Raw genomic sequence first — 11,752 nt, 5'->3', positions numbered from 1 at the left:
GCGATAAATTTGGAACTAGCTGTTAAGTACATGCGAGGATAAAAAAGTGTGTCTAACTGTTTCCTCTAATGAAACACCAGTATCCACGAAAATATAAGAGGCGCCGCGTGCTGCGCATATGCTCTTCAGTTCATTTTGAAAGCCTGCAACCGCACTGCGGTATTCATGAAGCAGCTTTTGACCTATCGCTACTTCCTTTCCCGTCCCCAGCTCGCAGTCAATTAGCTTGAGTTCTCCGCTCAAATCGGGGTTCAACTCTTCAGGCGACAATAGATGTACCAGCACGACCTGTTGACCTGCTGCTGTTAACGAAATGAGCGTCTCTTCGATTCCATGTTCAAACATTGCATCTGTAAGTACCCACGCGGAACCGGAACGTCTCGGCAATGCAGCCGCCGTCTGGAATGGTGCTGCCATGTTAACGAATTTTGTTGCGGCTGGGGAAGAAGAATCGTTATCCCTCTCCAGCTGCTGCATGGCATCTGCTAAAAAATGAAAAAGCTTTGAAGAAGAAACACGCCCGTGAAGCGGCTGCAGCTCTCTAATGATCGTATCACGAAACAAACGCACCGATATTCGATCATCACCGCAAAGCGCGATATGCCCTAAAGATGCAGCTAGTCTTAATGCATATTGAAGCTTGTTTGAATCCGAATGTCCAAAAGCCATGGATGGAGATACATCAATGTAGAGGCTAACCTGCAGCTCTTGTTCATCCCAATATTGCCGAATAAACGCTTTGCCTGTTCGTCCATAAACATTCCAATCTATTCGGCGGATATCATCACCGGATGAATAAGGCCGATAATCAGCAAATTCTTGCGATCCGCCAAGCGAACTGGAGCGCCTTTTGCCTGCCAGCAAACCTTTGATGCGGTTACCTGCACGAATACGCATTCGTTCAAGCTCCGTAAGAAAAGATAGATTAGGAAATAATAGCTTCAAAGCTTCCTGATTCGAAAGTCCGGCAGATGAAAAATAGGCATTCTTTGATGCGTCTGCTGATTCGTTGCTCACGCTCATCGCGCGGCCTCCACAGCCGTTAAAATGGCTTCGGACAGCTGGTCGCTCGACAAGCCCATCGCTTGTGCCTCATAGCTAAGCACGAGTCGATGCCGAAGCACCGGCAAAGCCGTTTGCCGAATGTCATTCCAAGAAATATGAAGCCTTCCAGCTGATAATGCTCTAACTTTGCTTACAGCGATAATAGCTTGAACAGCACGCGGCCCCGCTCCGAATCGAACGTATCGTTTAACCTCTTCAGGTGCGTCAGGCTCGCCAGCATGCGACATCATAACAACCTTAACCGCTAAATCAAGCACCTCATCGGCGACTAAAACCTGTCTAGCGGACATCTGCAGATTCAATAATTCAGCCGCGGAAAGAACAACCGAAACTTTGGGCTGAGTAATTGAAGTTGTGCGGAGCACGATTTGTTTAAGCTCCTCGCGGCTTGGATAATCCACACCTATTTTGAGCAAAAAACGATCAAGCTGCGCTTCAGGCAGCGGATAGGTTCCCTCTTGTTCTATCGGGTTTTGGGTAGCCAGCACAAAAAAAGGTTTTGGCAGCTGATGCGTTTCCCCGCCTGCCGTTACCGTACCCTCTTGCATAGCTTCCAGCAATGCGCTTTGTGTTTTGGGCGTCGCCCGATTGATTTCATCTGCGAGCACTAAATTTCCGAATATCGGCCCTGCTTGAAACCGATGTGCGGCTGCGCCTTGGGTACCAAAATCTATCAATGTTGTACCCGTAATATCCGAAGGCATCAAATCGGGCGTAAATTGGATACGAGAAAACTGCAAAGAAATGCAATCCGCAACAGTGCGGATCAGCATCGTTTTGCCAAGGCCTGGTATTCCTTCGAGAAGGGCATGACCCCCGGCAAGCAAACACCAGAGCAGCTGCTCCACAACGGCTTGCTGACCGACGATGACACGGCCAATCTCTTCTTTCAATGCAGCAATCCTCGCGGCAGCCTCATCTAACTGTGCTTTGGATTCAATCATATCGGATCATCTCCATTATCGGTTCGGTTGAATTTGATCAAAATATTGCTTAACCTTCTCCTGCATACTATCAGGCAGCTGTGAGCGTCCTAGCGATTGCTTCGCTTCTGCTGCATATTCGTTATAGACATCCTCATAAGGACGTGTCGTTCCATCGATCATAGGGGATTGACCGCCATTAACGGTCTGCCCCCCTGATGAAGGACCACCATCCTGCTGTACATTACCGGAGCCCTGCATCGTACGAGGCGTTGTGACCAAATTTCTACCGCCGGCTCCTGTGCCAGCTCCTGGTCCAGTGCCGGAGCCAGTGCCAGATCCAGATCCAGATCCAGTGCCAGTGCCAGTGCCAGATCCAGAGCCAGTGCCAGAGCCAGAACCAGAGCTAGAGCTAGAGCCAGAGCTAGAGCTAGAACCAGTGCTAGTGCCGGAGCCAAAGCTAGATCCAGTGCCTAAGGCAGAGCCAGTGCCAGTGCCAGAGCTAGAGCTAGAGCTAGAGCTAGAGCTAGAGCTAGATCCAGAACTAGAGCTAGAGTTAGAGCCAGTGCCAGAGCCAGTGCCAGTGCTGGAGCTAGTGCTAGTGCCAGAGCTAGATCCAGTGCCGGAGCCTGAACCTGAGCCAGTGCCAGTGCTAGAGCTAGTGCCAGTGCTAGAGCTAGAGCCAGTGCCAGTGCTAGAGCTAGTGCCAGTGCTAGAGCTAGAGCCAGTGCCGGGCGCAATACCCGCGGCGCCTTCCGCAGCAAGCTGCTGTGCCAGCTGCTGCCCGCTTTGCCCGAGCTGGCCCGCCATACCTCGGGCCAACTGCTCCAGCTCGCCCTGCGATAATTCGCGGGCGAGCGCTTTCTCAAGCGCCGCGAGTGCATCGCCGGCGCTCTCGCCATCCGGGGCGGCTCCGCCGTCCGCCCCGGCATCACCTGCGGCGCGCGCCTGCTGCGCCGCCTGTTCAAGCGCCGCAGCAAGCTGTGCGGCGCCCTGCTCTTGCGGCTGCTCTGCTGCCAGCCGCTCAAGTGCACTCGCCAGCGCTTCACGCTGCGCTGGCGACAGTTGATGCAGCTGCGATCGCATAGCGTCGATCGCTTGCTGCATGCCTGCGGCGTCTCGGTCCTGCAAAGCTTGACCGAGCTGCCGCAGGCTTGGTTCATTGCTCATCGCATTTGCCGCAGCTTCCAACCGCTTCGCCGTTTTCTGCGCCGCTTCAGCTGCTAATTCCAGCTTGTTAATCGCAGCCTCCAGCTGCTCTAGCGCCTCAGTTCCATCGCTGCCCAGCGAATCGAGCTTGCTGCGCAGCTCCTTTAGAGGTTTAAGCAGCTCCTGCTTCTGATCCTCTGGCAGCTCTGCTGCCTCCGCGAGATCAGTAAGCTTCTCCGTTTCTTGCTCCAGCGCCACAAGCCTTTCCTTTGCCACTGCGAGCGCTTCCGCTCGTTCGTCAAGTGAATTTGGCAGGAATAGCAGTATCGCCAAAACGATCCATACAGCAGCTGCGCTATAGATCAGCAAACGCCAGCTTCGCCATTCTGGCCACGGCAGCGAAGAATGCAATCCGCTCACATATTTATCTGCAGCCTCTGTTGCCACTTCCCGCTGCATGATAATGATCGGATGAGCCTGATCTTCTTCACGCATTAACCCATCAAGAGCAGTCGATATCGCATCCTCGGTTACTTGTTTATCCATCATTCTAGCTGCTTCCCTTAAGGAAGCACGCTTCCATAATCCAATACCCACACCAACAACGAAACCTAAACTAGCAATGATGAACACAAGCAGTCGAACATGCAAAATAGGCCACAGCCTGCTCGCACCAAGCAGCAAAAGGCCGGCAGCACTGCTTCCAAGTAAACCTATCAGCGCATAACGGCTCACTGTAAACATTGTCAACCTGCGTCTAACAGGCTGGAGCAGTTCAACCAACGACTTCTTTTGCATAACTGGCCCTCCTATAAGTTTTGCGCAGCAAAACTTTACTTCGTAAGCATCATTTGCGCAGCAAAACTTTACTTCGTAAGCATCATTTACGCAGCAAATCTTTACTTCGTAAGCATCATTTGCGCAGCAAACTTTACTTCGTAAGCATCTTTTTCATTGCAAAACCTTACTCTAACGCATTTTTTGCTTCACAGCTCTCTCTTTCGTAACCATAATTTCTTTTTCAAGCATTATTTCCGTCTCAAGCGAGGACGAAGTCTACGAATGCCCAGCCATAGAGCAAGGATGGAGAGAAGCGTATAGATAATAATGAACTCCTGCCACAATGCAAGCGGCGCGTTATTCCCTTTTTGTCCAATCGAATTTACAGAAAAGGCTTGATTTGAGACGAGCGGATCTAAAATGCTGTACAAAGCAGCCGCAGGATTCAAGGCAATAATATGACCGATCCAGCTATAAGCATTTGTAGTCGTTTGCGGCATTTGTTCCATCACGCCTACGAGTACAATAAATAATAATGCTGTTCCGCCAAACATAAACAACGTAACGCCATACGTTACGATGACAGAAATCATTGTTCGCTTGAATAATGTCGAGAATAATATGCCGAAGGAGCCGAGTACAAACATAATAAATAAATAAAACAAGAAAACAAGAAAGAGCTGTTCTGGCGAGATGCCGCCATACAAAAAGATCATGCTGTATACAGGAATCGTACTGATCACAATCAGTACCATAAAGCTTAGTGACGATACAAGCTTGCTAAGCACAATCGTTGCTGAGCTTTGCTGCGTCGTGAGCAGCAAATTAAGGGTCTGCTTCTCGCGTTCGCCGCTAATAACACCAGAAGTGAGGCCTGGTGCCATGAAAGCAATCAAACCAAGCTGTGCCATGCTCATAAAATAAAATAAAATTTTGCTTTGCTCAGGATTATAGGACTGTCCTCGTCCAGAAGTTACTTCAGTTAAATAAATAGCGCTTAAAGCCATTAAGCCGATTGCAAATAAGTAAAAGAACAGCGTCCACATCGCGCGAGGCGTCCTCATTCTAAGCTTGAACTCTTTATTCAATACGGGATTGATAAGCTGGTGACGCCAGCTCATTCGGCCTGCTCTTGCCGCGGATTGCTCCTTCATTCGAGTCCGTCTCCCCCTTTCGTAATTTCCAAAAACACATCCTCAAGATTCGTCTGTGCTTCACTGAAGGAGATCAGCTGAAAACCTGCAGCAACCAGATCATGAAGCAGCTGCGATTGCTCGGCATCCTGTCCGCCAAAGTGAATTTGTATTCCACGTTCATCTCGAAAAATTCGGTTAACATAAGGGCGATCACGCAAAAACAGCTCCGCTTCTGACTCCCGATCAACTAATCTCACATGCAGGAAACGTTTGACACGCAATCTATTTTGAATATCTGCGACATTTCCGATCGCAATCATTTCACCATGCTCAATGACGCCGATTTCATCTACCATTTCGGCGAGCTCAGGCAATATATGTGAAGAAATGATGATCGTTTTCCCCATTGACTTCAGCTCTCGCAATATCTCTCTCATCTCAATCCGTGCTCGAGGATCAAGACCGGAAGCAGGCTCATCCAAAATAAGCAGCTCTGGATCATGAACGAGGCAGCGTGCCAAGCAAAGCCGCTGCTTCATCCCCCGAGACAGCGAGTCAACGTAAGCATCTTTTTTATCACTCAAATTGACCAGCTCCAGCAATTGCGGAATCAGCTGCTCCCGCTCCGCCTTCGGTATACCATAGCTGGCGCCATAGAAATGCAAATATTCTAACGTTTTGAATTGGTCATACACACCAAAAAAATCCGGCATATATCCAATTCGCTTACGCACCTCATGCGGATGTTTGGTCACGTCAAATCCGTCTACTTTTGCGATGCCTGAGGTCGGTATCATTAATGTCGCAAGAATAGACATCGTCGTTGATTTTCCTGCCCCATTGGGCCCAACAAAACCAAATACCGTTCCCTTCGGAATTGTTAGATCTATCGATTTAAGCGCTTGAAACGTTCCGAATGTTTTGGAAAGCTGTTTGATTTCAATCATCGGAACCAGAGGCGCATCATTTGATGGTTGTTCCGCAGGTTCTGTTTTAGGCACTTCCACATTAATGATCTCTATTTCGTGATTTTTGCTCATTTTTTCTGTATCTCTCCTTCTAAAGCAATCTGCGGTAAAGTCATGTCCACAGAACCAATGGCAGAAAACTTCATTCGAACAATTTGATTGTTAATCAAATACTCTTTTGGCGCAGCTGCAGCTTTGCTTGGATCTGTCCAATTTCCTTCTTTCTCGTTCCAGACAGTTAATGTGAGATTTGAAGCAGTTGTACTGTTGTTGTATAGGATTTCGAGATGATCGTATACAGCATCATGATCATTTGGCAAAATATATTCAAATATAAGCTCGCCATCGCCTACAAAATAAGAACCGTTCCCATAGTGCTGCAATTGACTCGTGGCATTTTCCGTAATAATGGGATTAATAAGACCTGCTGGTACGATGACACGATTCCCATCAATAAAAGATGTATCGACCTTTTGAACCCACAGCTTCAAGTTATCTGTCTTTATCGTTTCGCCGTTCACCTTGTAATTCTGCTCATGATCAGTGCTAAAGCCAACCACTATAGGCTCCGGCGGGACAATGCCGCCATTGTTGCGATTCCCAAAGCTGTCTACAAGCTGTCGCTCTCGATTATACCCGTCATTGCCTCGGTTAGTTGGATTAGGAAACATCATCTGACCATAAGGGAAATAGCCTGATTGATTAACCGTACTCGTTGTAATTGTCGTTTGCCCACTCTCGCCGACCTTCAAATCGCCAAAGAGCTGAGCTTGCCCATTGATTAGCATGGAAACATTCGTAAGATTAGTTGTCGTATTGTTAGTAGCAGTTACCTCAATCGCATGTCTGATCTGCTTATAAGCAAGAGTTAACTGCCCCGTATCACTACTCATCGTTTGCTTTTCTATCCATAGTTTCCGTGTCGACCAATAGGGAACGGAGCGCCATAGTACTGTAGTCGAATCATTTTCGGAAATCAATTGCGTTTTATCATCCATATTCTGATTTCCATTTTGGTTGTAATTGGTGTAAAAAGATAAATTAACTCTTTTATCAAATTCTGCAGTCACTGTTCCCCCAGTTGGAATGAACACCGCAGTTGCACCTGATCGTACAGCGTCTCCTTGTCCAGTCAACTCAATGATCTCAATCGTATGGGCTGATAAATTTCGCTTATCTTCAGCACCAAAGAAAAAGATTGCGAAACCGGTAATAACCGAAAAAGCAGGGATAAGCCACCAAGACCACTCTCTGCGATCTGCCTTAGCTAAAATTATATACAGTACCGGCGCAACGATGATCATATAGCCGATAAACATCCACATAAGCAGCATAAAATTGGGCGGTTTAATCGACGGGAACTCATCTATAATGCTTTCAATATTCCATTTCATATTATTGTTGATGCTCATCGTGCCAGGTTGAAGCGGCGTCAAATTTTTTTTAAGCACCTTCGCCCATAGCATCGCGCTGCCAGTCCATGTAGACATAGGCTCAAGTGATGGATCAAAAGCGATATAAATTACGCTGCCAAATCCATGTTCACGGGATACGACAAGCGGCAGACCATTCTCAGCAAGCTCCGTTTTGCCATCTATTATACGACCTGTCGAGACGACCAAAGGTTTTTCAAGTGCAAGTGCGGTACCTCCGAAGATGGCAAGTGAATCCGCGCTGGATATGGTCGATGTGCCTGACGATTCTAGCGGTGCAATCTGTTTAAAGGCATCTGCGGTTTTGCCATAGCCGACGCCTCCAGTTAACACAAGTGTGCCGCCTTGCTGTACCCAATCCGTTATGGCTTTAACCTGTACTTCATCCCAACCTGTGGTTGGCATATCATTGATAACAATCGTGTTGAGTGTTTTGAGTAAAATGGGGTCACTGGGCAGTTCCTTCTGCGCAATCGGAATGACCGTTATTTCGTAGCCTCGTTGATTTAACGATGGCATAAAATTCAAAGTGTCCGGGTCACGAGATATGACACCAATGGTGTAGCTGTTAGCCGTTCTTGCATCTATGTAATCGTTGCCGAAAATCGGAATAAGTTTGCCGGATTTGTAGGAGTCCATATAAAATCGTATTTTACTGTTGCTCCGATTAAGAAGCTCGCCTTGAATAGATGCTGTTAATTGTATGGCTGTGCCTAGAGGCAGCTCTGTGGGTATGATCAAGTCATTAGAGCCTACTATAGATATAACAACTTCGCCTTTCAAATCCTCAGCTGTCTGATTTGTCAGTGTAAGCCTAACAGGATACCACTCGGATTGTTTCATGTAGCCCTGAAATCCAACACTCGTTTCCAATAAAATTCCCTTCTCCGTTGCTGCTGCCTGTGCGTTGCCAGTTCCCGCTAAGAAAGCTGCAATCAAAGTAATCATGACCGCATATGCGATGGTTCGATTTCTTAAATGAATAAAACGGTTCACCATTTGACCCCTCTCTTTACTTGATCTTCCATTTATACACATCCTTATTTTAACGGATTTTACAATTGAATTGTTGCTTCTTTTTCTAAATAATCATAAAATGCAAAAAAAAAAACGACAAAACTTGATCATATAAGCTGTGCTTAAGGTGATCATCGTTTTAACGTTTTCCAATTTTATGGTAAATTATTTTACAGGCGTACTGCTGTTCCGCTGACAGCTACCATTAACATTCCTTCACGCACAACCTCATAATCAATGTCAATCGCAACGATTGCATTTGCTCCAATCTTAGCAGCTTGATTTTTCATCTCATCAATGGCTACGTCACGAGCTTCCTTCAGCTTGCTCTCATACGCGCCGGAGCGTCCTCCAACGATGTCTGTAATCGATGCAAAAAAGTCACGAACGACATTTGCACCCATAATCGCCTCTCCTGTTACGATTCCTATGTAATCTTGAATAGGACGGCCTTCTATTGTTGGTGTTGTTGAAATTAGCATAATTATGCTCCTCTCGCTTCATCAAGAAGCGTGTATTTAAAACATTTGCTTATATTACGAAGCTGGCAGCTGTTTTGTTTCAATTAAGTTCCATTCATTTGCTCTTTCAATTCCACATCTATGAGTTTGTCCGTAATCGTGTTTATTCTAATCGTAACGCGAATAGCAAATTGCTTGGCATCTCTATTTAACAGTAGAACAAAACATTCCTCTGATTCTCCATTAGTTAGCTTTTTTCTTCCTTCGTATTTGTAATTAACAATTGAAGCATCCTCGTATGCTTTTGACGTTTCTTGCATGGCCAGCTTTCCCCACTTTGCGTAGGCCGGCTCCGCATGCAAATGAACCGCTTCTGTTGCAAACACTTCCGTATGCGTAAAGCTAAGCAGTGCGAACACAGCCTTAATTACAATATTAATTATCATTTTGCAACCACCTATTTCATGGATTGTGATGGTACTAGCGTCACCCTCTTCGCTTCGTCCTATTCTTCATTCCTAAAGGCTGCAGCCCAATTTATAGGGATAAGTGCCCTTTTTTCATTCAAAGCATATTGTAGAGTATGATAAAAAGGAGGCACACCATGATACGCAATCAATCTTATATGCCGCAATCGGCTGTTATGCCTGAGTATTTTCAACAAATGCAAACAAGCCCTGCCCAGGCCAATTTGGGACCGGAAACTGTGAATGTACAGACGGCACCCGCTCCCGCTCCAGCTCATTGCTGTGTTGATTTAAGTCAAATGCATCATTATCCTTACATGCACGACTTTCATGACTTTCATCACATGCATCACTTCCATCCCATGATGGATGATTTTCATCCGATGATGGAGGATTTCCACCATATGCATCACTTTCATCACATGATGGATGATTATCATCCCATGATGCATGAGATGTGGGATGAGCACATGCACTACGATCACCATCATCCTCATGATGGATGGGAGCTCTCGACTTTAGATTATCATCATGCTTGGTTTCACCCCATGATGCATCACCATCCGCACCATGTTTGCTTCCCTGTTACATGCCAGCCAGCCGGGGAGCTTCAGAAAAAGGCAGCAGCCGAGCAGCCTAACGGTTAAAAAAGCAAAACATAAAAAGGGCAGATTGAATGATTGCCATCATTCAATCTGCCCCTTTGTCTCCTCATCAACTATTGCGACAAACTGCCTTCGAGTCGTGAGCGAGGTCGACATTGGCCAATAGGAATTTGAATAAGACTCGTTTGTCCATTTGGCGTTAATCCATAAAGTTCATTCATGGAGCTAACATCGAATCCTAGCAGCGGGCGTCCTTCCATTCTCAATGCGGAAGCGGCAAGCAGCAGACGTTGAACGAGCATTCCCGCTTCCATTTGTTGAATACGATAGCCGCGAAAGCCCAGCTCCTTGTGAAAATGCTCCAGATCACCTGCCACATGAAAAGTAAGCGGCACCTGGAATAAATTCACGTTATCCAAAGACATGCCATACTGAAGCCATGGCCTTTGGTCACCCGCACGGACAAGCTGCAACGCGTGAGCCGCATCATCATAGTAATACGCTCCATCTTGAATCCCATCAACCCCATAAAAACAGCCATATAAATGGACGCGCGACGGTGGACTCCGCACTAAACCATCCAAATCATTACGATACTTATAAGAATTCATGATCTCCTGCAATAGTTCTGCCAAATCTGTTAGACTCACGGTTTGCAATACATATTCATTTTCTGGCGAGTAGCGCTGCCTGCATACCGATGCTAGATCATACGTCATCCGATTTACGCTCGGTAAAGCATAAACATCTCTACTGCTGGCTAGTATTTGCTGCCCCTCTAGCTGTTTAAACGCGCGTGCGGATTCCATGATGGATGCTTCATTTAGCTTAATCAGCAACGGATATTCCAATACCTTTTTTGATCGCATGTACTGCTCATGTCTAATGAACGGAAGCATACTGCATAATTCATCTGAAGAAATATTTTTTTCCACGTTATCACCATGTTGGAACCATTCCATATTTGCATCTATCGCAAGAGGAATCACAGCGTATACACTTTCTTCTGTGTCAGGTAGACCAAGCATATGATTGATTGCACCATCTAGAAACTGAAAGTAAACACCCGCCTCAAAGTCATAACGTTTAGCCACTTCAAGCAGCTGACCAACGAGCAAGCCAGCATCTAATCCTTGCAATCGATAGGAGAAGTTATTGTATTTATAAAAGTTTTTCCAAAAATAAGTGGACACAAATACGGCTCCGAAGCCGTTTGTTATGTCGCACCGATCACCTAGCGCATTGCCCAAATATCGATCAAATTGGCCATCACGCAGCAGCATCAAACGATGATGTGCCACATCATAATGATAAATTCCTTTAGGTAATTCATCCAGCTTCAAATAAAGATATACTTCGCTTGGATACAGCCCTCCGCCTGATGGAACAAAACGTCTACAAAGCTGCAAGGAGTCATCCCATTCCTCCCCTGCATGTTGTTCAAGAACAGATTGGCTAAGCTGTGTCAGCCCGAACGTATACCAAAGAAAATGGCCTATATCCCGTAGCGTTGGCATCGTATGTTCCCGTTTGCCCGTCAAAGTAAGCGGAACATCCGAAGCGAGAGGAAATGCCGGTACATGACGATATAATTTGTACGGTAGAGGAGCGTTATCCCAATCAATTTGTACATCTTGAGGTTTGGTTTTGTCTGGATCATATTGCAATTGGTGCAAAAAAGTCTTCAGACTCATATCTCCCCTCCTAAGTGACAACTCGCCGAGATCCATTGCATGACAGCAGTCAGT

General features: G+C 46.4%; 10 protein-coding genes. 1 reads left to right on the top strand and 9 read right to left on the bottom strand.

The window, feature by feature from the left end:
* Positions 1 to 15: 15 nt before the first annotated feature.
* The 8 genes from MHH56_RS14980 to MHH56_RS14945 all read right to left on the bottom strand — a co-directional run bounded on the left by MHH56_RS14980 (position 16) and on the right by MHH56_RS14945 (position 9,378).
* Positions 16 to 1,023: a DUF58 domain-containing protein gene (locus MHH56_RS14980; RefSeq protein ID WP_339209033.1), complete on the bottom strand. Its 1,008-nt coding sequence runs from the start codon at positions 1,021 to 1,023 to the stop codon at positions 16 to 18.
* Positions 1,020 to 2,009: an AAA family ATPase gene (locus tag MHH56_RS14975; protein ID WP_339209031.1), complete on the bottom strand. Its 990-nt coding sequence runs from the start codon at positions 2,007 to 2,009 to the stop codon at positions 1,020 to 1,022. Before MHH56_RS14975 ends, MHH56_RS14980 begins: the two co-directional genes overlap by 4 nt.
* A gap of 15 nt (positions 2,010 to 2,024) precedes the next feature.
* Positions 2,025 to 3,935 carry a hypothetical protein gene (locus MHH56_RS14970; RefSeq protein WP_339209030.1) on the bottom strand — a complete coding sequence of 637 codons (1,911 nt, stop codon included), beginning with the start codon at positions 3,933 to 3,935 and terminating at the stop codon, positions 2,025 to 2,027.
* Positions 3,936 to 4,165: 230 nt separating this feature from the next.
* Positions 4,166 to 5,071, bottom strand: a complete 906-nt coding sequence (locus MHH56_RS14965; RefSeq protein ID WP_339209028.1) for an ABC transporter permease — start codon at positions 5,069 to 5,071, stop codon at positions 4,166 to 4,168.
* The gene (locus MHH56_RS14960) at positions 5,068 to 6,000 is read right to left on the bottom strand and encodes an ABC transporter ATP-binding protein (RefSeq protein WP_339209598.1); all 933 of its coding nucleotides are present in this window, start codon (positions 5,998 to 6,000) and stop codon (positions 5,068 to 5,070) included. The genes MHH56_RS14965 and MHH56_RS14960 overlap by 4 nt, the downstream gene beginning before the upstream one ends.
* A gap of 89 nt (positions 6,001 to 6,089) precedes the next feature.
* A complete protein-coding gene (locus tag MHH56_RS14955) occupies positions 6,090 to 8,453 on the bottom strand; it encodes a hypothetical protein (RefSeq protein WP_339209026.1) in 2,364 nt (787 codons plus the stop codon).
* Between the two features lie 188 nt (positions 8,454 to 8,641).
* Positions 8,642 to 8,953: a YbjQ family protein gene (locus tag MHH56_RS14950; protein ID WP_076269253.1), complete on the bottom strand. Its 312-nt coding sequence runs from the start codon at positions 8,951 to 8,953 to the stop codon at positions 8,642 to 8,644.
* Between the two features lie 83 nt (positions 8,954 to 9,036).
* Positions 9,037 to 9,378, bottom strand: coding sequence for a DUF3889 domain-containing protein (locus tag MHH56_RS14945; RefSeq protein ID WP_339209024.1), 342 nt, complete (start codon positions 9,376 to 9,378; stop codon positions 9,037 to 9,039).
* A 158-nt stretch (positions 9,379 to 9,536) separates the two neighbouring features.
* Between MHH56_RS14945 and MHH56_RS14940 the strand changes: the two genes are divergently transcribed.
* A complete protein-coding gene (locus MHH56_RS14940) occupies positions 9,537 to 10,046 on the top strand; it encodes a hypothetical protein (protein ID WP_339209023.1) in 510 nt (169 codons plus the stop codon).
* Between the two features lie 71 nt (positions 10,047 to 10,117).
* On the opposite strand, the gene MHH56_RS14935 is transcribed toward MHH56_RS14940, so the two are convergent.
* Positions 10,118 to 11,698 carry a SagB family peptide dehydrogenase gene (locus MHH56_RS14935; protein ID WP_339209022.1) on the bottom strand — a complete coding sequence of 527 codons (1,581 nt, stop codon included), beginning with the start codon at positions 11,696 to 11,698 and terminating at the stop codon, positions 10,118 to 10,120.
* Positions 11,699 to 11,752 lie beyond the last annotated feature (54 nt).

The sequence above is a fragment of the Paenibacillus sp. FSL K6-3182 genome (assembly GCF_037976325.1).
In the GTDB taxonomy this organism is placed as follows: domain Bacteria; phylum Bacillota; class Bacilli; order Paenibacillales; family Paenibacillaceae; genus Pristimantibacillus.
Note: the sequence above shows the minus strand (reverse complement) of the source record. Positions and strands in the feature narration are given on the sequence as shown.